At 63.9% G+C, this 20,547-nt stretch carries 19 protein-coding genes and 1 tRNA gene; 12 read left to right on the forward strand and 8 right to left on the reverse strand.

Going from position 1 to position 20,547, the window contains the following annotated elements; genetic code table 11:
* Positions 1-103 precede the first annotated feature (103 nt).
* Complete coding sequence (locus OSH05_RS25205) at positions 104-226, forward strand: hypothetical protein (RefSeq protein ID WP_407660391.1); 123 nt, start codon at positions 104-106, stop codon at positions 224-226.
* Between the two features lie 67 nt (positions 227-293).
* Here OSH05_RS25205 and OSH05_RS12875 read toward each other — a convergent pair whose 3' ends face one another.
* Positions 294-1,547, reverse strand: a complete 1,254-nt coding sequence (locus tag OSH05_RS12875; protein ID WP_104219742.1) for a D-amino acid dehydrogenase — start codon at positions 1,545-1,547, stop codon at positions 294-296.
* Positions 1,544-2,683, reverse strand: a complete 1,140-nt coding sequence (gene alr, locus OSH05_RS12880) for an alanine racemase (protein ID WP_104219743.1) — start codon at positions 2,681-2,683, stop codon at positions 1,544-1,546. Before alr ends, OSH05_RS12875 begins: the two co-directional genes overlap by 4 nt.
* Positions 2,684-2,810: 127 nt before the next feature.
* On the opposite strand from alr, the gene OSH05_RS12885 reads away from it, so the two are divergent.
* Entirely contained in the window at positions 2,811-3,269 is a 459-nt protein-coding gene (locus OSH05_RS12885; protein ID WP_104219744.1) for an Lrp/AsnC family transcriptional regulator, read from the forward strand.
* A gap of 212 nt (positions 3,270-3,481) precedes the next feature.
* Here OSH05_RS12885 and OSH05_RS12890 read toward each other — a convergent pair.
* Positions 3,482-3,566, reverse strand: a tRNA-Leu gene (locus OSH05_RS12890).
* Positions 3,567-4,135: 569 nt separating this feature from the next.
* On the opposite strand from OSH05_RS12890, the gene OSH05_RS12895 reads away from it, so the two are divergent.
* The gene (locus tag OSH05_RS12895) at positions 4,136-5,080 is read left to right on the forward strand and encodes an AEC family transporter (RefSeq protein ID WP_104219745.1); all 945 of its coding nucleotides are present in this window, start codon (positions 4,136-4,138) and stop codon (positions 5,078-5,080) included.
* Here the strand turns inward: OSH05_RS12895 and gluQRS are convergent.
* Positions 5,077-5,937, reverse strand: a complete 861-nt coding sequence (gluQRS, locus tag OSH05_RS12900) for a tRNA glutamyl-Q(34) synthetase GluQRS (RefSeq protein ID WP_104219746.1) — start codon at positions 5,935-5,937, stop codon at positions 5,077-5,079. The two genes, OSH05_RS12895 and gluQRS, sit on opposite strands and share 4 nt — an antisense overlap.
* A gap of 86 nt (positions 5,938-6,023) precedes the next feature.
* Here gluQRS and OSH05_RS12905 point away from each other — a divergent pair, with 86 nt between their 5' ends.
* The 3 genes from OSH05_RS12905 to OSH05_RS12915 all read left to right on the forward strand — a co-directional run bounded on the left by OSH05_RS12905 (position 6,024) and on the right by OSH05_RS12915 (position 8,252).
* A complete protein-coding gene (locus OSH05_RS12905) occupies positions 6,024-6,680 on the forward strand; it encodes an alpha/beta hydrolase (protein WP_104219747.1) in 657 nt (218 codons plus the stop codon).
* A gap of 112 nt (positions 6,681-6,792) precedes the next feature.
* Positions 6,793-7,350 (forward strand): HNH endonuclease, encoded by a 558-nt coding sequence (locus OSH05_RS12910; RefSeq protein ID WP_104219748.1) that lies wholly within the window; start codon positions 6,793-6,795, stop codon positions 7,348-7,350.
* A gap of 92 nt (positions 7,351-7,442) precedes the next feature.
* On the forward strand, positions 7,443-8,252 hold the full coding sequence (locus OSH05_RS12915; RefSeq protein WP_323181441.1) for a TrmH family RNA methyltransferase: 810 nt from the start codon (positions 7,443-7,445) through the stop codon (positions 8,250-8,252).
* A 4-nt stretch (positions 8,253-8,256) separates the two neighbouring features.
* On the opposite strand, the gene OSH05_RS12920 is transcribed toward OSH05_RS12915, so the two are convergent.
* Positions 8,257-8,748: a disulfide bond formation protein B gene (locus OSH05_RS12920; protein ID WP_266352305.1), complete on the reverse strand. Its 492-nt coding sequence runs from the start codon at positions 8,746-8,748 to the stop codon at positions 8,257-8,259.
* A gap of 96 nt (positions 8,749-8,844) precedes the next feature.
* Positions 8,845-9,426 (reverse strand): AAA family ATPase, encoded by a 582-nt coding sequence (locus OSH05_RS12925; RefSeq protein ID WP_266352306.1) that lies wholly within the window; start codon positions 9,424-9,426, stop codon positions 8,845-8,847.
* A gap of 297 nt (positions 9,427-9,723) precedes the next feature.
* On the opposite strand from OSH05_RS12925, the gene dps reads away from it, so the two are divergent.
* The 4 genes from dps (at position 9,724) to OSH05_RS12945 (ending at position 14,801) form a co-directional block, all read left to right on the forward strand.
* The gene (gene dps, locus OSH05_RS12930; protein WP_266352397.1) at positions 9,724-10,152 is read left to right on the forward strand and encodes a DNA starvation/stationary phase protection protein Dps; all 429 of its coding nucleotides are present in this window, start codon (positions 9,724-9,726) and stop codon (positions 10,150-10,152) included.
* Complete coding sequence (locus OSH05_RS12935) at positions 10,145-10,609, forward strand: hypothetical protein (protein ID WP_207778767.1); 465 nt, start codon at positions 10,145-10,147, stop codon at positions 10,607-10,609. The genes dps and OSH05_RS12935 overlap by 8 nt, the downstream gene beginning before the upstream one ends.
* Before the next feature lie 91 nt (positions 10,610-10,700).
* Entirely contained in the window at positions 10,701-11,183 is a 483-nt protein-coding gene (locus OSH05_RS12940; protein ID WP_104219753.1) for a DUF992 domain-containing protein, read from the forward strand.
* 288 nt (positions 11,184-11,471) lie between these two features.
* The gene (locus tag OSH05_RS12945; protein ID WP_104219754.1) at positions 11,472-14,801 is read left to right on the forward strand and encodes a glycoside hydrolase family 99-like domain-containing protein; all 3,330 of its coding nucleotides are present in this window, start codon (positions 11,472-11,474) and stop codon (positions 14,799-14,801) included.
* A gap of 27 nt (positions 14,802-14,828) precedes the next feature.
* Here OSH05_RS12945 and OSH05_RS12950 read toward each other — a convergent pair whose 3' ends face one another.
* Positions 14,829-15,278, reverse strand: a complete 450-nt coding sequence (locus OSH05_RS12950) for a hypothetical protein (RefSeq protein WP_104219755.1) — start codon at positions 15,276-15,278, stop codon at positions 14,829-14,831.
* A gap of 200 nt (positions 15,279-15,478) precedes the next feature.
* Here OSH05_RS12950 and clcA point away from each other — a divergent pair, with 200 nt between their 5' ends.
* Entirely contained in the window at positions 15,479-16,822 is a 1,344-nt protein-coding gene (clcA, locus tag OSH05_RS12955) for a H(+)/Cl(-) exchange transporter ClcA (RefSeq protein ID WP_104219838.1), read from the forward strand.
* Here the strand turns inward: clcA and polA are convergent.
* Positions 16,819-19,773 carry a DNA polymerase I gene (gene polA / locus OSH05_RS12960; RefSeq protein ID WP_104219756.1) on the reverse strand — a complete coding sequence of 985 codons (2,955 nt, stop codon included), beginning with the start codon at positions 19,771-19,773 and terminating at the stop codon, positions 16,819-16,821. The two genes, clcA and polA, sit on opposite strands and share 4 nt — an antisense overlap.
* Before the next feature lie 99 nt (positions 19,774-19,872).
* Here polA and OSH05_RS12965 point away from each other — a divergent pair, with 99 nt between their 5' ends.
* Positions 19,873-20,535 (forward strand): CPBP family glutamic-type intramembrane protease, encoded by a 663-nt coding sequence (locus OSH05_RS12965; RefSeq protein ID WP_165801618.1) that lies wholly within the window; start codon positions 19,873-19,875, stop codon positions 20,533-20,535.
* The last annotated feature ends 12 nt before the right edge of the window (positions 20,536-20,547 follow it).

Below are 20,547 nucleotides of genomic sequence, written 5' to 3' on the forward strand. Positions count from 1 at the left end.
ATGTGCTGCCGAAGGAGGACCTGAGCTGCTGGCTAACTTGGATCGTCGGCTATTGGATTTTCCGGCCGCGTGATCTGGTCCTAGGGCCCTGATCGAGGGCAGTCTGTACAAGCGGGCCGACCAACCCAAGGCGATTGCCTATGTGTCGCTGCTCCTGGCCGACGACGAGTCCAGCTACATGACCGGCACATCGCTGGTCGTCGACGGAAGGTATTTCGCTCCATAAGGCGAGACGAGCTTCGCGGGGCGGCCCGCAACTGTCCCGCTCGCTCCAATCAACAGGTCCCCATCGTTCAGGCATACCGCTCGGGACCGAGATCGCGGATGTCGATGTCGGGCTTTGTGCCGGAGATCAGGTCGGCGACCACACGGGCCGAGCCGCAGGCCATGGTCCAGCCAAGGGTTCCATGGCCGGAATTGATGGTGAGATTGCCGAGCTTGGTTTGGCCGAGGATCGGCGTCCCGTCCGGTGTCATGGGCCGCAGGCCGGTCCAGAAACTGGCCTTGTCCGTGTCGCCTGCGTCTGGGAACAAATCGTTGACGCAGAAGGCCAGCGTATCGCGCCGCTTCGGCGAGAGATTGTTGTTGTAGCCCGAGATTTCGGCCATGCCGCCGACGCGGATGCGATCTCCCAGCCGGGTGATCGCGATCTTGTAGCTTTCGTCGAGGACGGTCGAGACCGGCGCCTTGGCGTCGGCAACGACCGGCGCCGTGATCGAATAGCCCTTGACCGGATAGATGGGCAGGCGAAGCCCGACGGTCCGCCCGAGGATCGGCGAGAAGCTGCCCATGGCCAGGACATAGCGATCGCCGCGGATCGTCCCGGCGCTCGTCTGGACGCTGGCAACCTGTCCGCCCTCGACGCGGAGACCATGGATCGTCGTGCCCATCCGGAAGGTCACGCCGAGCGCCTCGGCCATCGCGGCGAGCTGCGTCGTGAACATCTGGCAATCGCCGGTCTCATCGCCGGGAAGGCGAAGCCCGCCCGCGATCGTCGCTGCCGATCCCGCAAGGCCGGGCTCTACGCGAAGGCAGCCTTGGCGATCCAGCACCTCATAGCCGACGCCGTATTGCTTGAGGACGGCAATGTCCTTGGCGGCGGCCTCGACCTGCTTCTGTTCGCGGAAGAGCTGCAGCGTGCCGCCGGTGCGTTCATCATAGGCGATGCCCGTATCGGCGCGGAGCGCTTTCAGCACGTCGCGGCTATATTCGGCCACCCGGACCATGCGGGCCTTGTTGATCTCATAGCGGGGCGCCGTGCAATTGGCGAGCATGCGCACCAGCCAGTCGAGCATAGCCGGATCCGCCTGCGGGCGCAGGATAAGCGGCGGATGCTTCATCATCAGCCATTTGACGGCCTTCTGCGGAATGCCGGACGCGGCCCAGGGCGATGCATAGCCTGGCGAGACCTGGCCGGCATTGGCAAAGCTGGTCTCCAGCGCCGGACCGGCTTGGCGGTCGATCACCTCGACCTCATGGCCCGCCTTGGCGAGGTAGTAGGCCGTCGTGACGCCGATGACGCCAGCGCCGAGCACGATGACTTTCATGAAAGGGACCACCCACTATAGATCTTGTGATGACGCTTGCCGAAGCTGGTCAGGATTTCGTAGCCGATCGTCCCTGCGGCGCGGGCGACATCGTCGGCGCTTTGATGCGGTCCGATGAGCTCCAACCGGTCACCTTCCTTGAGCGCCTCGCCCGGCAGCGCCGAGACATCGACCGAGAAACTGTCCATGGAGACGCGCCCGACGATCGGCAGGCGCCTGTCGCCGAAATAGGCTGCGCCGCTCTCGGCAAAGCGTCTCGGCCAGCCATCGGCATAGCCGACGCCGACCGTCGCGAGCCGCATCATGCGGGATGCCCGAAAGGAATAGCCATAGCCGACCGCCGTATCGCGCTCGATCGTGCGGATCTGGATCACTGGCGCCGTCAGGCGCATCACGGGCCGGATCCCCGTCATGCGTGGGCCGGACTCGATGCCATAGAGCGCCGCGCCCGGCCGGCAGAGATCGAAGTGATAGTCCGGGCCGAGAAATAGCCCGGCGGAATTGGCCAGCGAGGCCGGCACGCTAGGGAAGCGCTGGCGCGCTGACTGGAAGGCCTGCCATTGCGCGACATTGCCTGGATGGTCGGGTTCGTCCGCGATGGCCAGATGGCTCATGATCAGGCCAAGGTCCAGTTGCTCCCGCAATCCGGGCGTCGCGATAAGCTGGGCCTGTTCGGCCACCGAGAGGCCGAGGCGCGACATGCCGGTATCGACCTGCAGCACCGCCTTCCGTCGGCCTTGCGCGCCTGCCGCTGCCCAGGCTTTGGCTTGGACCAGACTGTTAAGCACGGGCGTCAGGCGAAGTGCATGACAGGCGGCGATATCTGCCGGCGCAACACCGTTCAGGATCAGGATTTCCGGCGTGCTGCCAAGGACGCGGCGAAGCGCGACGGCTTCACCGAATGTCGCGACGAAAAAGAGACCGCAATCCTCCTCCAACAGGCGCCGCGCCACCGGTTCGGCGCCGATGCCATAGGCATCAGCCTTGACGACGGCGGCAATGGTCGCGGCCGGAGCCAGCCGGCGGAGCGCTCTATGGTTCTGCGCGATCGCGTCGAGATCGATATGCAGTACCGGGCCGCTGATGCGTTCTACCGGGGAATGATGGATCGCGGAAAGGGCGGTCAACGCGCTCATCGGGAGCTCCTGTGGGGACAGGAAACGATAAGCGCAACACCATTCGAAATTCTCGCATGTTTGGCGCAGAAGATTGCGATCTTTGGCTCTTGGCGCAATAATATGGCGCTCAACAAAAGAAAATGGCATGGCCCTCGATTCGATCGACCGACGGATGCTTCAGCTGCTGCGTCAGGACGGGCGCATCAGCAATTCCAAGCTTGCCGAGGCCGTCGGACTATCCCCCTCGGCATGCCTCCGCCGCCTCCACACACTGGAGACGAGCGGCACGATTCGCGGCTACACGGCGATCATCGACGATCCCGGCCCGGACGATGCGTCCATCGTCATCGTGCAGATCTCGCTCGACCGGCAGACCGAGCCGGTCATGAGACATTTCGAGGCAGCTGTGCGGCGGGCCGTCGAAGTGCGGGAATGCTATCTGATGACCGGAACGACGGACTATTTCCTGCGGGTTGAGGCCAAGAACATGGCCGACTATGAGCGCATCCACACCGACGTGCTGTCGCGCCTGCCGGGCGTTGCCCGAATCCAGTCGAGCTTCGCCATCCGCAATGTCATCCGGCACGAACGGCAGCCTGGCTGACGACAGATGGTCAGGCGGCATTCTGCAGGATGCTGGGTGAACCCGAGCGATCTAGGACGCAACCGTCGAACACACCAAAGGCCTCAAGCCGAAGCCTACCCTCACCGTTGTTCCCGAGATGAGCGCAACCGGGGAATGAGGCGCTCGATGTCGGATCAATCCTGATCCGCGACCCTGTCTCGTGCGTCCCAGCGGCGTCCACTCAGAGATGATGGTGCGGGTGGTCGGAATCGAACCGACACTCCTTTCGGAACCGGATTTTGAGTCCGGCGCGTCTACCAGTTCCACCACACCCGCACGGTGCCGAGCCCCTGCGTGCAGAACGCCCGAGGTTGGTTCGCAGCTCCTATACAGCACCAAGGAACGCGTTTCTAGATAGCAAGAGGGCCAATCTCAGCCGCGTTTTCAATGGCCTATGCTTCTCTCTCCACCTTGCGTATCCGTCGATACGCCGTCTGCCATGCGCGAGCGACACGGGCTCCCAAGCGAATGTTTCCGGAGCATCCCGTCGGCCACCGGCATGATGACTATTCTGCATTGGAGCGGCCCTGTTGCCGGATCTGACAGCCTTCTGCTGGGCGAGCCCATGTGGCGCTGGACCTGATGCTCAGAAACCCGACCCGGCTGGATGTGAAGCGCCTGCGCGTGGGGCTGACATTCCCTCTTGGTGATCGATGACCGTGGAGAAGCCCGATGCTATCGGGTACCCGATCGCCGCTTCTGTCACCGAACTCATCGTCGATGCGTAGGCGCCGTGCCGTTGATTGACCGGGTCTTCCGCCGACCCTAGTGTTCGGCTTCCCTAATCCGAGGCGGACCATGCTTCCCTCCTTGTTCCGCCGCAACCTGCCGCTTGGCGTTCCGTCATGATGGGGCGGCTTGCCGATATTGCCTTCATCGTGCTGCCGATCTTCGGCCTGATGGGCGTCGGCTATGTCGCGGGATGGACGAAGCGGCTCAGCGAGCGGGCTGCCGATGGGCTGTCGGAATATGTCTTCGGCATTGCCGTCCCCGTTCTCATCTACAAGACGCTTTCGGAAGCGAAGATGCCCGCGGGTGGTCAGCCCTGGGGCTATTGGATCGCTTATTTTGCCGGCGCCTTCCTCGTCTTCGGGCTCGGCTTCCTGGCGGCGCGACGGATCTTCGGACGCAATCATCTCGAAGCGGTGATGCAGGGCTTTGCTAGCGGGCAGGCGAATACCGTCTTTGTCGGCGTGCCGATCATCCTGAAGGCGTTCGGGGAGGCGGGCGCCGTGCCGCTGTTCCTCTTGATCGCGATCCATCTGCCGATCATGACGACGGCGGCGACCGTCATGGCCGAAGGGGCTGAGCAGGGCGTCTCGCGCGCTTCGCTCCTTCGCCTCGCCAAGGCGCTCGCCCGCAACCCCATCCTCATCGGCATCTATGCCGGCGCGATCGGCCAGATTTTTGGGATCCATGCGAGCGGCGTCGCCGCGCAGGTCATCGACATGGTCGCCGCTTCGTCCGTGCCATGCGCCCTTATTTCGATGGGGCTGGCGCTGCGTCGCTACGGTTTTGCCGGCGATGTCGGCCCTTCTCTGGTCATCAGCGCGCTGAAGCTGATCGTGCATCCGATGATCGTGCTGGGCCTGACGCAAATCCTGCCGATGCCGCCGGTCTGGGCCGGGGTCGCCGTGGTGTTCGCGGCCATGCCCTGCGGCGTCAACGCCTACCTGCTGGCCGGCCACTACAAGGCCGGCGTCGCCGCAGCGGCGAGCGCCGTTTCGCTCTCGACGATCCTGAGCCTCTTCACCATCACCGTGTGGCTCTACGTGCTCGGCGTCGGCTAGGGCCGCAAGAGACCGATGCGGCGTCGGATATCGCCGGGACTGATGCCCGCCTCGCGCAGTTCGGCAAGGCCCGTATCGCCGTCGGATTTGGAGAGCTTGCGTCCCGGCGCGTCGTAGATCAGCGCGTGATGGCGATAGGTCGGTTCCGGCAGGCCGAGCAGGACCTGCAGCAACCGGTGCACCGCGGTTGCGTGAAATAGATCCTCGCCGCGAACCACGTCGGTGACGCCCTGCAGTGCATCATCGACCACCACGGAGAGATGATAGCTGGTGGGGATCTCCTTGCGGGCGAGGATAACATCGCCCCAGCGTTCCGGCCTTGCCTCAATCCGACCGGTCTCGCCGGAAGGGCCGGCACCGGTTTCGAAGAAGGTGAGGGGACCGCCTCGCCGAAGCGCTTCGGCCATGCGCAGCCGCAGCGCATAGGGTTCGCCGGCCTCGATCCGGCCCAGCGCTTCAGCCGGCGAGAGGTCGCGGTCGTCGCCCGGGTAGAGCGGGGCGCCATCGGGACCGCGCGGCCAGGCTGGATCGGTGGTCCGCTCGCGGATTTCGGCGCGGGTCAGAAACGAGGGATAGACGAGCCCCATCGTGTCCAGCCGATCGAGAGCGGCGCGATAATCATCGAGATGCTCCGATTGCCGCCGCACCGGCTCCTCCCAGGAAAGGCCTAGCCAATGGAGGTCCGCCGAGATCGCGCGCTCAAATTCCGGCCGGCAGCGCGCCAAGTCGATGTCTTCCATGCGCAGCAGGAAACGTCCGCCGGCCGCGTCGGCGAGATCGGCATTGAGGCAGGCCGATAAAGCATGGCCGAGATGCAGCGGCCCGTTCGGGCTCGGGGCGAAGCGGAAGATGCGCATGGGAGTAAGCGGCGGATGGGGTTGGCGGGGCGATCTCCTGCCTTCTAGCATAGTGCCGATTCGATGTTTCCAAGAGGAGGGCACGCATGCTCGACGGTCCGCGGCTCGCGCCACTATCGGGAGAGAAGCCCCGCAAGCTCGTCGTTCTTCTTCATGGCGTCGGGGCCGACGGCAATGACCTGATCGACATCGGCCGCGCTTTCCAGCCGGTCTTTCCCGATGCCGCCTTCGTCGCCCCCAACGCGCCCGATCCGTGCGACTGGGACCCTACGCGCTATCAATGGTTCCGCCTGACGGTGCGCGATCCGCATGAATATCGCCTCGGCGTGGCGGCGGCGGCGCCGCTGCTCGACGCTTTCCTCGACGCAGAGCTCACACGCCACGGGCTTGTCGACGCCGATCTGGCGCTGGTCGGCTTCAGCCAGGGAACCATGATGGCGCTGCAGGTCGGCCCGCGCCGCCAGAAGCCGATGGCCGCGATCCTCGGCTATTCCGGCCGGATGGAAGGTCCGGAGCGGCTCGCCGCCGAGACCATCAGCCGTCCGCCGGTACTTCTCGTCCATGGCACGCAAGACGATGTCATTCCTGTCGCGGACATGGCGGTGGCCGCCGCAGCGCTGCGCGGCGCCGGCTTCAGCGTCGAGACCGTGGAGCGGCCGGGACTTTCGCATGGGATTGACCCTGCCGGGCTAACCCTGGGTGCGCGTTTTCTGCAACGGGCGTTCGCAACCGAAGCCAGCTGAGCATCGCGCCTGCGACAGCAACGCACGCCCCGCTTCACAAGGATGACACACAGCCTATAGATTAATTGAACGCGTCTGGATCTGCTCGACTCAAGAGGAGAGGTAGCCAGTCTTGACGATAGCCGTTTCTGCCGGCGCCCATCCGGCCCTCGTGCTCAATGCCGACTACCGGCCATTGAGCTATTACCCTCTTTCGCTCTGGTCCTGGCAGGACACGATCAAGGCGGTCTTCCTCGATCGCGTGAACATCGTTTCCGAATATGACGTCGCGATCCGCAGCCCATCGTTCCAGATGCGCCTGCCCAGCGTCGTGTCGCTCAAGAACTATGTGAAGCCGTCGCGCAATCCGGCCTTTACCCGGTTCAACGTCTTCCTGCGCGATCGCTTCCAATGCCAATATTGCGGTTCGCGCGACGAACTCACCTTCGATCATGTCATTCCCCGCGCCCGTGGCGGCCAGACGACATGGGAAAACGTGGTCGCTGCCTGCTCGCCCTGCAATCTGCGCAAGGGCAGCGCTCATCCGCACGATATCGGCATGTGGCCACACCAGATGCCGTTCCAGCCCTCGGTGGTCGACCTGCACAATAATGGCAGGGCCTTCCCGCCGAACTATCTGCATGAGAGCTGGCTCGATTATCTCTACTGGGATACCGAGCTCGATCCTTAGGGCCGGTCGCTTTCCCGATGTGACGGGATGCTCTATCTCCAGGCGATGTCACGGTTTGCTGCCGCGAGCCGTCCTTCGCATCGCCTGAAGATATGCTCTTGCCAACGCCCATCTCGATCACCGATCCAGCGGATCCGCGCATCGCCCTCTTTCGCGATATCCGCGAGCGCGACATTGTTGGCAGGCAGGGCCTCTTCATCGCCGAGGGCGAAGTGGTGCTGCGTACGCTGCTTGCGTCCGGTCGGCACCGGCCGAAGATGGTGTTGATCGATGAACGGCGGCTGGCTGCGCTCTCGCCTTTGCTTGACCGGCTCAGCGATGCGGTGCCGCTCTATGTCGCGTCGCGCGAGGTTCTAGACGGTATTGCCGGCTTTCCTCTGCATCGCGGCATCCTGGCGGCCGGCGAACGCGGACCGCCGCTCGCCCCGGCCGAACTGCTCGTTCCGGCGGGGCCGCGCGTTGTGCTGGTCCTCTCGGGGATCGCCAATCACGACAATCTCGGCGGCATCTTCCGCAATGCGGCCGCCTTCGGCGCGGCCGGCATCCTGCTCGACGCCGATTGTTGCGATCCGTTCTACCGCAAGGCGATCCGCGTTTCGGTCGGGACGACGCTGACGCTTCCCTTCGCGAGGCTCGTGCCGGGCGACGACATCGTCGATTTGCTGCGCGGCTTCTCTTATGAGCTGCTGGCGCTTAGCCCGGCGGGACGGGAGGCCCTCGCCGCCGGCGTCGGCGCGCCGCGAACGGCTGTTTTGCTGGGTGCCGAGGGGCCAGGGCTTCCGGCGGAATTGCTGGCGCGCGCGCGGAGCGTCAGTATTCCGATGGCTGCGGGCGTCGATTCCCTCAATGTCGCCACGACAAGCGGCATCGTCCTGTTCGCCTTGTCGCAGCGACCGCGCTGAGGCGTCAGCGGCGGAGGGCCCCTGCCAGCGACAGGCCAGCGACGATCAGCGAAACCACGACGTTCCAGCCGGCAAAGGAAAGGCCTAGGAGGCGCCAGGCTGCCTCGGTGCAGCTAACGACCTTGGTATGCCCGATCTGGCTCAGCAAATCGCCGGCATTGCCGGTGGTCGTGACACCGCCGCCGCAATCGGACGGCCCGAGCCAGAAGCCCCACTCCACGCCGGAATGATAGACGCCGAGCCCCGCGCCGACGAGGAAGATCGCCGCGGCGAGGATGAGCGCGACGCGCGACAGGGGAACGGAACGGCCAGTGGCGATCAGGGCGATGCCGGCCAGTAGCACGGGAAGGCCGGCATAGTAGGGCAACCGCTGCTCGAGGCAGAGCTTGCACGGCACATAGCCGCCGATGAGCTGAAACCCCCAGGCGCCAAGGATGGCGGCGAGGCCGAGGAGGAAGGCGGCGGAGGCAGGCAGGAGGCGACGAGTGGATGCCACGGTGGAGGCTCCGGGGGAAAGGTGCCCGCTTCTAGCCGCGGGCCTCCGCACTGTCGATGTCGGGCGCATCACTTCCTCGTGCGGGTTCTGCAGCCTTCAGGTCAGGCGGCCATCGTTCAGTGCCGTCAGGATCCACTCGCGATATTTCGGATCGGCGGCGTTGCTGGCCGGCACGACCTTCGAGGCCTCGTTCATGAAGAAGGCATAGTCGCGGCCCATCTCCTGGCCGCGACGGGTGTGCATGTCGAGCGCGACGTCGATGATCTCGGGCATCAGTTCGCCCAGTTGCGTGCCGCGCATCGCCCAGTTGACCATGTCATCGCTGGTCCTCTCCTTCGGGCTGGTGGCAATCAGTCGGACGGCATGGGCCGCGAAGAGAAAGCGGTCGCCCTGTGGGCGGGGGTAGCGCTGGTGCATCTGGTAGAGCGTCTCGACGAGGACCGGCGCCTGCGGATTGCCGAAGCCGACGTCCTCGACCGAAATGACGCAAAGCCGCGCCCAGAGTTTCTCTTCCAGTTCGGGGCTGGTGATGAACATTTCCCAGGCCAGCAGCAGCGCGTTGTCGACCAATCCGCGCCGGAGCGATTTTTGTAGCGCGGAGATGACCTCGTCGGCGGCGAAGCCGTTCTCCGTCACCGTGCGCTGCCATGGATCGGGCGGGGTAGAGACCTTGGTCAACGCGAACTCCATCTAAAGCGGCGATCTGCCGGGCACCAGACTCTGCCGCGTCACGCGCGCCCCGTCCACTTTCTTTGGAAATACCCAGCCGGGCGCGGCATTTTGCGCGTGCGGAACCCAGTCAGATCGACGGCGTTGTTTTCCGCTATGCCTGCGGGTGATATGGAGAGGCCGAGTTGCTTCGCCGCTTCGCTCTCACGGGGCCGCGCGGGCTGATTCATCCGCATCTGAACAGGAGAAGATACCGTGGCCAAGTTGTCCTCGCGCATCGCGCTCGCCTCCAACGTCAAGTCCGCCATGATCGAGCTGCTCAACGCCCGCCTGGCCGACGCGATCGATCTGGCGCTCATCACCAAGCAGGCGCATTGGAACCTGAAGGGTATTCAGTTCATCGCTGTGCACGAGATGCTCGACGGCTTCCGCAGCGAGATCGACAATCATGCCGACACGATCGCCGAGCGCGCTGCCCAGCTTGGCGGCATCGCCCTCGGAACGACGCAAATCGTTGCGGGAGCCACGACGCTGAAGCCCTATCCGACCGACATCAGCTCGATCGTCGATCATCTCAAGGCCTTGACCGACCGCTACGCCGATACGGCGAACCTGGTTCGCTCGGCCATCGACGCTGCCGACGAGGCGGGCGACACCGATACGGCCGATATCTTCACCGCCTATTCTCGCTTCCTCGACAAGTCGCTCTGGTTCCTCGAATCCCATCTTGCTTGAGTCGGCGGTTGCGACGCTGGAAGCGTCCTGGGAAAATAGCTGGCTCTGGGGCGTGCCGTTGGTGGTGGCCACGGTTGTTTTCCATGTACTCTGCCTCGGTCTCATCGACCGGGGCGTGACGATGGTCCTGGATTCGACGGCGTTGGGGCGGCCCTCCCTCCTTCGGTTCGTGCTCGTGATGGGCTCGGTAGCGTTCCTTGCCACCTTCTTGCATGCCGCCGAGGCAACATTCTGGGGCCTCGCTTATCTTGTGCTCGGCGCGCTCCCTTCCGTTCCTTCAGCGATGCTATATTCGTTGAACGCGTTGACGAGCTTTGGACATGACAATCTATACCTGCTTGGCCACTGGCAGTTGCTCGGCGCCATCGAGGCCTTGAACGGCATCATGTTGTTCGGGATGACCACGGCGTTTCTATTTGCCATCATGCAACGTGTATGGTTCCTCGGGCATCGTTGATCCGCGTCGCATGTCGGGATCGTTTGGTAACGACGCTGTGATAGAAGACAGCCGCGCACTGATCTCGATTCGCGGGAAACTGGAGGTTTTCATGAAGATCTTGGGCTACGGACTGTTCGCTCTGGCGATGGCGCTACCGCTTGCCTCGCCGGCTTTCGCCGAGAAGGCTGCCGTCGGCAAGCTTGAATGCGACGTATCGTCGGGCATTGGCCTGTTCGTCGTCGAAAAGCAGACGATGAAGTGCAAGTTCACCCCTGTGAACAGCAACGCCGTGGACTATTATACTGGCAAGATCAACGAATATGGCGTTGCCCTCGGTGAGATCCAGAAGGGTGTACTGCTCTGGGGCGTGGTCTCGGCTACCGACACGGTGCCGGGACCTGGTTCACTCGCGGGCGACTATGCCGGTGCCGGGGCGGATGTAGCGTTCGTCGGCGGCCTTGGCGCCAATGTCCTGGTTGGCGGTTCCAGCAAGTCGATCGCGTTGCAGCCGCTGTCGGTGGAGGGCGAAGCCGGATTCAATGTCGCGGCTGGCGTGACCACCGTTACTCTCGTAGCGGCGCCCGCTCCCTAAAGCGGAACGGCCCCCTTCGCGACAGGCACCCAACGCTGCCACTTCGTGCGCAGCGTTGGTGATTCTGGGCTACATTGGCCAAACTCACTCGTCAAGCGAGGCTGATGCGAGTATCGAGGCTCGGGTTGCGGCGATCCGGGCGGCGGCTCGTACGGCTTGGCGGAATCGCTATTCCGATAGCCCGTCATGCAATGCAGGGTTGACGTAGTCATGTTCGCACATTCGAATATAGATCGCGTCGTCCGTTCAAAAGACTGCCGCCTGTCGGCCTGAGGTTGGGGATATTCGTTGCGTCAGCTGTGGAACTTCGAGCGCTGGCCCGGATTAGCGCTTATCGAACTGAAACTTGACATCGAGGTTCTTCGCTTCGCCGTTCGCCAGCGATGGGTGTCGCGGCGAATGAGCGCGCGCTTTCGCCGCTCTCTCGGCTGGCGAAAAGACCTCTATCAGTTGAGGCAGGACCCGTCGCTCAGCGATGATATGGGGTCAATCAAACCGGGGCTCTTGGGCTGGTCCCCTCCGGACGACACGCCCGTGGAAGCGACGGCGCGCAGCATAGCTGACGAGGTCCGCCGGTACGCTTCGCCGTCGGCTGATTTCGAAGAGTTGCAGGGTGATATTGTTGGCAACCGGCGCCGGCTAGCGAAGATAATCGCCTTCTACCTGCCGCAATTTCACTCCTTTCCGGAGAATGATCGCTGGTGGGGACCTGGCTTCACGGAGTGGACCAACGTCGCCCGCGCGGTGCCCCGCTTCCACGGGCATTATCAGCCAAGGATTCCTCGCGACCTTGGCTTCTATGATTTGCGTGACGACTACACTATGCGTCGTCAGATCGAGATGGCGAAGCGGGGAGGGCTGCACGGCTTCTGCTTCTATTACTACAATTTCGATGGCGCCCGCCTGCTGGAGCGGCCATTGGAGCGCTTTCTTGCCGATCCGAGCCTGGACATGCCCTTCTGCCTGATGTGGGCGAACGAGAACTGGACGCGGCGATGGGATGGCGCCGAGGCGGAAGTGCTGATGAAACAGTCCTACGACGAGGAGAACATTGATGCCCTCGTCGACGATCTCGCCCGCCATATGCTCGATCCGCGCTATATCCGCATCAATGGCAGGCCGCTGGTCATCATCTATCGCCCGAATGTCATTCCGAAGGCCCGGGAAATGGTCGCCTCGTGGAGGGAGATCTTCGAGGCACGCTACGGCCTTTCGCCGCTGATCTTTATGGTGCAGGCCTTCGGCAGCGATGATCCTAACGAGTACGGGTTCGACGGGGCTATCGAGTTCCCGCCACACAAGCTGCAGCACCGCACTGTTGCTGTTAATTCCGAGATGACGATCTACGACACGTCGATGACGGGACAGATTTTCCGCTATCGCGATTTCGTCGCCGCATCGCTCAGTTTCAAGCGTTCGCCCTATCCCTTGATTCGCACCATTTTCCCATCTTGGGACAATGATGCGCGCCGGCAGGGGCATGGCATGAGCACCACGGGATCGACGCCGTCGCTCTATCGCTTCTGGCTGGACAAGATGATTCACTACGCCAGCCGCTACCGCGTATTCGGCGAGAGCATGGTCTTCATCAACGCCTGGAACGAATGGGCGGAAGGCACCTATTTGGAGCCTGACCTGCATTTCGGTGGTGCCTATCTCAATGAGACGGCCCGCGCGGTGGTCGGACTGCGCCCGCCTCATCTCAAGCGGAAAGTGCTGCTCGTGGGGCACGATGCCAACCCGCACGGCGCACAGGAGCTGTTGCTCAACATTGGCGAAATGCTCAAGCTTGAGTTCGGATGCGAGATCGAGTTTCTGCTTTGCGGCGACGGTCCGATGCTGGAACGATACGAGGCCCTGGCGCCGACGCGCATCGTCAAGCGGACCTCGATTTCGAAGGTGTTCGCCGAGCTTTCCGAGCGGGGCTACAACGAGGCGATCGTTAACAGCCTCGCTTCGGGTTGGGTGGTCGAGCCGCTTCGCAACCACTTCTTCAAGGTCATCACCCTTGTCCATGAATTGCCCGAGCTCATTCGCGCATACAAGCTCGATAGCGTCGCCCGCGCCGTCGCAAAGAGCGCCAACGAGATCGTTTTTCCATCTTCGTTAGTCCTGGACGGCTTCCGGTCCATCGTCGGCGAGGCTGAGTTCGAATCCGCCGTTCGGCCCCAGGGTCTCTACAAGAGGCTCGAATCCTCGCCCCTGGATCGCGGCGACGTTCGCCGGGAGCTTGGGATTGGGCTGGACACAAAGATTGTTATCAATGTCGGTTACGGCGACAAGCGTAAAGGAATCGACATCTTTGCGGATGTCGCCCGCCGCTTCGCCGCCGACGCCCCGGAAGTGCACTTCGTCTGGGCCGGGCTGACCGAACAGCCGACCGTTGAGGCGCTTGGCCCGCTCGTAGACCTACCCAATCTGCACTGGCTAGGGCACCGCAGCGATGTCGGCCGTCTTCTGGCTGCCGCCGACGTCTTTGTCCTGACATCGCGCGAGGATCCGTTTCCCTCCGTCGTCCTGGAAGCGATGGCGAGCGGCCTACCGGTCGTCGCCTTTGCGGGGGCCGGCGGTTTCGTCGATCTGTTCGATAGCCCCGATGCAGGCGCCCTCGTGCCTCTGGCAAATGGCGAGGCCATGGCCGACGCCATTCGAACGGAGTTGGCTCGGCCGGCCGAGGAACGTCAGTTCGCAGCGGAACGCCGCAAGAGCAAGATCGCCCGAAATTTCTCTTTCCGCGATTATGTTTTCTGGCTACTTCAGAGGCTGGACCCGGAGTTGCTCCGCGTCTCTGTCGTGGTGCCGAACTATAATTATCGGCGTTACCTGGACCAGCGTCTGAGTTCGATCTTCGCCCAGACCTATCCCCTCTATGAGGTTATCGTTCTCGACGATGCGTCCACCGATGGCAGCATCGAAGAAGTCGAGCAGGTTACTGCTGCGGCCGGACGTGGTGTTCGCGTCGTCGCCAATGAGAAAAACTCGGGAAATGTCTTCCGCCAATGGCGCAAGGGCGTTGAGCTGGCGAGCGGGGACTTGGTCTGGATCGCCGAGGCGGACGATGCTTCAGAGCCTCAGTTCGTTGCCACTTTGGCGCGGAAATTCGAAGGTTCGCAGGTCGATCTGGCTTTTACCGATTCAAGCTCGATCGACGCCGATGGCAAGCGGCTCAGTTCGAGCTACCAATATTACTACTCCACGGTCGAGCGCGAGTCGCTGGCACACTCCTTCGCCGTCGACGGAACCGAATTCGCCGAGCGCTTCATGTCGGAGCGAAACCTCATCCTCAATGCTTCCAGCGCGGTCTGGCGCATGTCTAGCCTGGAAAGGGCGCTGGCCGTTGAGGAGCCAGACGTGACCGACTTTACTGTGGCCGGCGACTGGCTGCTCTATCTGCGCGTCTGCAGCATGGGTGGCCAGGTCGGCTATGATAGCCGGCCGCTCAACATCCATCGCCGGGCCCAGGGTGTCACGGCGAGGACTCGAGGCGAGACCCAGCTTCGCGAGATCGAGCGGCTCTATCAGATCTATGACCGGATGCTCCCCGTCAGCGATGCCGTAAGGTCGAAGCGCGCGGCCTATCTGGCGCAGCTGCGGCAACAATTCGCTGAGGCAGGCTGAGTGGACGTGCGTCGCCGCTCTGCCCGGTCACTCCAAGGGTGGCGTGGGCGCAGTATCATCCATTCGAGGGATATCGTCGCGCATTCGCGAGACGCGCTGGCCTTCTTCATAGACGGCGCGCGACGCATCTCGCCATGCCAGCAATAGCTGGCGATTCTCTGGGGTGTCGGCCACCAGCCGGTGCAGGCTGACCTTCTCGCGTTTGACGTTCTTGGGGTCTTCGACCCGGTTGATCACCCATGCGCTCTTGCCGTCCCGATCGGCGAGGACCACCGTGACGGGAACGATCGAGAAGCCGGAATGATCGAGCAGAAACGCCGTGACGTTCATCTGCCGGGCTTCAAGCTCTGCCTGGTCAATTATGCTGCGCAACGCCGAAAGGGTCGCAGCTTCCAGCGATAGCTGGCTGGCGCGCCAAAGATCGGTTGTCTCGTCGTAATGGATCTCGTAACCGCTGTGGTACGTCGAAATACGCATACTCTCGATTCTGCCGATTCAACTTGTCATCACAACCTAGCGCACAACGGCTGTCGCGGTCCAAGACTTTGTGTGCCGACAACTCCGGATTGCGGAAGCACCGCTCATGGCGGAGATAAGTCGATTTCCGCTACTTTCAACAACTAGGTTCTGCGCAATCCCGATCCCCTCGAATGATCGGCGACATTTGGGAAGAATTCATGACATCACCGGGCGGGCAAGGTTCGGGGCGCGATGACGGTCGCAGTGGCGTCGTGCCGCTTTTGATCGCGGCGCCGCTCGCCGGAGCGGTAGTCGGAGCCATCGGGGCGTGCTTTCGCTGGACGTTGGACGCCGCGGATCGCTGGCGCCTGGCCGCGGTATCGGCGGTGCAGCCGCTTGGCGTGCCCGGCCTGATACTGGTTGTGATCGTCTGCGCCTGCGCCGCGGCTCTCGCCGCCTGGCTGGTGCGCCGATTCTCGCGCGAGGCTTCCGGCAGCGGCATTCCCCATGTCGAGGCGGTCCTGGACGGCGAGGTGGCGCCGGCACCGTTGCGCCTCATCCCGGTCAAGTTCATCGGCGGCGTGCTCGCCATCGGCTCGGGACTGGCGCTCGGCCGGGAAGGACCCAGCGTCCAGATGGGGGCGACGGCGGCGCATCAGCTTGGTCGCCTGTTCCGGCTCAGCGCTGTGGATTGCCGCATGCTGCTGGCGGCCGGTGCGGGAGCGGGCCTGGCTACCGCCTTCAATGCACCGATCGCCGGTGCGATCTTCGTCCTCGAAGAACTGGTGCGCCGGTTCGAAACGCGGATCGCGATCGCGGCGCTGGGGGCGTCGGCGACCGCCATTGCCGTCTCGCGCGCCCTGCTGGGCGGGGGGCTCGATTTTCCTATTCCGCCTCTGACGTCATCAGCGGACTGGTCTCTTCTGCTCTACGCCGCGCTGGGTGGCGTTTCCGGGTTCGTCGCGATCGCTTACAATCGCTCCATCCTCGGCGCCCTCGCGATAGCGGATCGTTTCTCCTTTGTCGCGGCCGAATGGCGGGCCGCCGGCGTTGGTGCCGTGGTCGGCCTGCTCGCCTTCTTCGCGCCGGCCATCGTCGGCGGCGGCGATTCGCTGACTCAGACCGCGCTGCTGGGCCAGGCGAGCCTCGCCGTGCTGCCGCTGCTCTTCCTCGTCCGCTTCCTGCTGGGCGCGGCGTCCTATGCGGCGGGGACACCGGGCGGGCTGTTCGCGCCGATGCTGACGCTCGGCTCGCAGCTCGGTCTTGCCTTTGGACTTGCCGCGATGGCGTTGATACCGGGCCTTCCGATGGATCCGCGCGGCTTCGCGCTGGTCGGCATGGCCGCTTTCTTCGCCGGCGTCGTCCGGGCGCCGCTCACAGGGATCGCACTCGTCATCGAAATGACCGGCGATACCGGCATGCTGCTGCCGGTGCTCGCCGGCTGCTTCATGGCGATGCTGGTGCCGACCTGGCTCGGCAACCCGCCGATCTACGATTCGCTGAAGGAGCGGACGTTGCGCGACACGACTGTCCTGAGAAAGCCCTCGCCGCCCGCCGCTTAGTGGGCCTCATCCCAATTGTCGGCGGCGCGCGCGTCGACCTGCAGCGGAACATTCAATTTCACGGCGGGTTCGGGCGCGCGCTCCATGATACCCGCGACGAGCGGCACGGTGGCCGCCACCTCATCCTCCGGAACCTCAAAGATCAGTTCGTCATGCACCTGCAGCAGCATGCGGGCGTGCAACCCCGATGCGTCCAGGGCCGGCGCGACGCGGATCATCGCGCGGCGGATGATGTCGGCGGCGCTGCCCTGAAGGCGCGCATTGATCGCCGCGCGCTCGTTGAAGGCGCGGATGGAGGGATTCTTCGCGGCAATGTCGGGATAATGGCAACGCCGGCCGAACAGCGTGGTGACATAGCCATGCTCGCGGCAGATGCGCTTGGTCTCTTCCATATAGTCGCGGATGCCGGGGAAGCGCTCGAAATAGCGCTTGATATAGGCGCCGGCTTCTTCGCGGCCAATGCCAAGCTGATTGGCGAGACCGAAGGCGGAAATGCCGTAGATGATGCCGAAATTGATCGCCTTGGCGCGACGACGGATTTCCGGCGGCATGCCCTCGACCGGCACGCCGAACATTTCCGAGGCGGTCAGTGCATGGATGTCGAGCCCGTCTCGGAAGGCCTTCCGCAGCGCCGGTATGTCGGCGATCTCGGCGAGAAGCCGCAGCTCGATCTGTGAATAATCGGCTGAAACCAGTTTCTTGCCGGGTTCGGCCACGAAGGCACGGCGAATCTTGCGTCCGGCTTCGGTGCGAACCGGAATGTTCTGCAGGTTCGGCTCGGAAGAGGAGAGCCGGCCGGTGGTGGTCGCGGCCAGCGCATAGGAGGTATGGACCCGGCGCGTCTCGGGGTGCTGATAGGTCGGCAGGGATTCGGTGTAGGTCGAGCGCAGCTTGGAGAGCTGGCGCCAGTCGAGGATCTTCTGCGGCATCTCGTAGCCCTGCTCGGCAAGATCTTCGAGGATCGAGGCGCCCGTCGCCCAGGCGCCCGTCGCCGTCTTGGTGGCGCCGGGAAGGCCCATGACGCCGAAGAGAATATCGCCGAGCTGCTTGGGCGAGCCGACATTGAAAGGCTGGCCGGCCAGTTCCTGGATCTCCGCTTCCAGCGCCCCGGCCGATTGCGCGAACTCGCCCGAGAGGCGCGACAGGATCGAGCGGTCGATGGCGATCCCGGCGCGCTCCATGGTGGCGAGGACCGGCACCATCGGCCGCTCCAGCGTTTCATAGACGGTCAGCATGCCCTCGGCGGCGAGGCGGGGCTTCAACGTCAGCCAGAGGCGAAGCGTGACGTCGGCGTCCTCGGCGGCATAGGCGGTGGCGCGGTCGAGCGGCACGCGGTCGAAGGTGATGCGCGCCTTGCCCTTACCCGTGACGTCGTCGAAGCTGATCGGCGTATGGCCGAGCCATTTCTCGGAAAGCGGGTCCATGCCATGCGTGCCGCGGCCGGCATCCAGCACGTAGGAGATCAGCATCGTATCGTCGAAGGGCGCGATTTCGATGCCGTAGCGGGCCAGCATCAGCCAGTCATATTTAAGGTTCTGCGCCACCTTGAGGACGCTGCGATCCTCCAGCATCGGCTTCAGCACGGAAAGCGCGTCGCGGATCGGGATCTGGCCCGGCAGCAGGCCCTCGGTGAAGAGCCCGTCGCCGTCGCCGCGATGAGCGAGGGGGATATAGCAAGCCTCGCCGGGCGAGATCGCCAGGGAAACGCCGACGAGATCGGCCTGCATCGGATCGAGCGAGGTCGTCTCGGTATCGACCGCCACGATTCCTGACTGCGTCGCCCGGTAGGCCCACTCCATCAGCCGCTCGGTCGTTGTCACCGTCTCATAGGTGGAACGATCGACCGGCGCCCTGGCCGCCTTCAGGCGCGCCTCTACCAGCGCCGCTGGATGGAGGTCGCCTTCGGTGGGCTTGGCGGGCGCCACGGATCCATCCGGGCTGGCGGCCACGGGCGGCTCGTTCTCCGACACGGCTGGAGCGGATGTCCCAAGGGCCCGCGCGGAGGCGAGTTCGGGATCAGGGTCGATTGCCGAGGATTCGACGCCGGTTGCGCTGGCCACGCGGCCGGTCAGCGTCGTGAATTCCATCGCCTTCAGGAAGCGGACGAGCCGCGCGCCGTCCGGAAGCCTGACGGAGAGATGATCGATCGGGACGTTCAGCGGCACGTTCTGGTCGAGCGTCACGAGGCGCATCGAGATGCGCGCCTGCTCGGCGAAGCTGATCAGCGCCTCGCGGCGCTTCGGCTGCTTGATCTCGCCGGCGCGGGCCAAAAGCGATTCCAGATCGCCATATTCAGCGATCAACTGCGCCGCCGTCTTTATGCCGATGCCGGGAACGCCGGGAACATTGTCGACGCTGTCGCCGGCGAGCGACTGCACGTCGACCACCTTCTCCGGCGGGACGCCGAATTTCTCGATGACCTCGTCACGGCCTATGACCTTGCCCTTCATCGTGTCGAGCATGACGACGCCAGGCTGGATCAATTGCATCAGATCCTTGTCGGAGGCGACGATGGTGACATCGGCCCCGATCTCGACCGCCTGGCGAGAATAGGTGGCGATGAGATCATCCGCCTCGAAGCCCTCCTGCTCGACGCAGGCGACATTGAAGGCGTGGACGGCGCTACGGATCAGCTTGAACTGCGGGCGCAGATCCTCGGGCGGCTCCGGCCGCTGCGCCTTGTACTGGTCGTAGATCACATTGCGGAACGTCGAGGCCGAATGGTCGAGGATGACGGCGAGATGCGTCGGCTTGACGCCGACCTCGTTCGCCTCCTTCAGCAGCTTCCACAGCATGTTGCAGAAGCCGGCGACGGCGCCCACGGGCAAGCCGTCGGACTTGCGCGACAGCGGGGGCAGCGCGTGATAGGCGCGGAAAATATAGGACGACCCGTCGATCAGGAAGACGTGGTCGCCCTTCTGGACGGGGCGCGAGGCGGGAGTGTCGGACATGGCGGGACTATGCCTTCACCGCCGCGCTTTGGCTACAGCCGGGCCGAGCGATGCCGCGTGTGGAATTGGCGGCTGGTGCGTTCGGCGCTAGCGTGGTGCATGTCCGATTCGAACCGGCTCATCTCTCCCGAGCAAAGGCGGCTTGTCGTGTCGCCGCTGATGCTCTTTCTGGCGGCGTTGCTCGTCGCCTGGACGTTCTGCGTCTATGTGATGCGGAATATCGACTGGCCGCTGGAATTCCTGCCGCAATTGCTGCCGATCGTGCTCTGGAGCGCTGCGATCCTCGGCTGGCTGCAATGGCAGCGCATCGCCAAGCCGGCGCGATGGCTGGGTCTCGTTCCGATCTCTCGCCGCGCCATGGTTACGGCGGTGGCGGCTTTCGTCGTCGTCGTGGCGTGGAACCTTATCCGCGTCAGCCTCGTGCGCACGCCAGGCACGATCCTCGGGCAATTGCCGCCCGAGATCTATCTGTGGCTCATCCTTGGCGTCTTCCTCAACGAGGTGCTGTTTCGCGGCATCGTGCAGGAGCGGCTGGACGAGGCCTATGGCCCGGCGATCGCCATTCCCGCAGCGGCTTTGCTCGGCGTTCTCTTTCGCCTGCCGGCTTTCTTCACCAGCGCCGTTCAAGTTCCAATCGATCCCATGGTGCTGTTCGGCGTCCTGATCTTCGGCTGCATCGCCGGCCTGTTGCGCCACTTCACCCGGAGCCTCTGGCCGGCCGCCGCGCTGCAATGGGGCAATTCGCTGGGGTCGCTGTTTTAGTCGCCGCAGTGG

The organism is Kaistia algarum, assembly GCF_026343945.1.
Classification (GTDB): Bacteria; Pseudomonadota; Alphaproteobacteria; order Rhizobiales; family Kaistiaceae; genus Kaistia; species Kaistia algarum.

Coding starts and splice junctions, on each gene's coding strand:
- OSH05_RS12875 (WP_104219742.1), bottom strand. CDS start 1,547: ATGAAAGTCATCGTGCTCGGCGCTGGCGTCATCGGCGTCACGACGGCC.
- alr (WP_104219743.1), bottom strand. CDS start 2,683: ATGAGCGCGTTGACCGCCCTTTCCGCGATCCATCATTCCCCGGTAGAA.
- OSH05_RS12885 (WP_104219744.1), top strand. CDS start 2,811: ATGGCCCTCGATTCGATCGACCGACGGATGCTTCAGCTGCTGCGTCAG.
- OSH05_RS12895 (WP_104219745.1), top strand. CDS start 4,136: ATGATGGGGCGGCTTGCCGATATTGCCTTCATCGTGCTGCCGATCTTC.
- gluQRS (WP_104219746.1), bottom strand. CDS start 5,937: ATGCGCATCTTCCGCTTCGCCCCGAGCCCGAACGGGCCGCTGCATCTC.
- OSH05_RS12905 (WP_104219747.1), top strand. CDS start 6,024: ATGCTCGACGGTCCGCGGCTCGCGCCACTATCGGGAGAGAAGCCCCGC.
- OSH05_RS12915 (WP_323181441.1), top strand. CDS start 7,443: ATGCTCTTGCCAACGCCCATCTCGATCACCGATCCAGCGGATCCGCGC.
- dps (WP_266352397.1), top strand. CDS start 9,724: ATGATCGAGCTGCTCAACGCCCGCCTGGCCGACGCGATCGATCTGGCG.
- OSH05_RS12940 (WP_104219753.1), top strand. CDS start 10,701: ATGAAGATCTTGGGCTACGGACTGTTCGCTCTGGCGATGGCGCTACCG.
- OSH05_RS12950 (WP_104219755.1), bottom strand. CDS start 15,278: ATGCGTATTTCGACGTACCACAGCGGTTACGAGATCCATTACGACGAG.
- clcA (WP_104219838.1), top strand. CDS start 15,479: ATGACATCACCGGGCGGGCAAGGTTCGGGGCGCGATGACGGTCGCAGT.
- polA (WP_104219756.1), bottom strand. CDS start 19,773: ATGTCCGACACTCCCGCCTCGCGCCCCGTCCAGAAGGGCGACCACGTC.
- OSH05_RS12965 (WP_165801618.1), top strand. CDS start 19,873: ATGTCCGATTCGAACCGGCTCATCTCTCCCGAGCAAAGGCGGCTTGTC.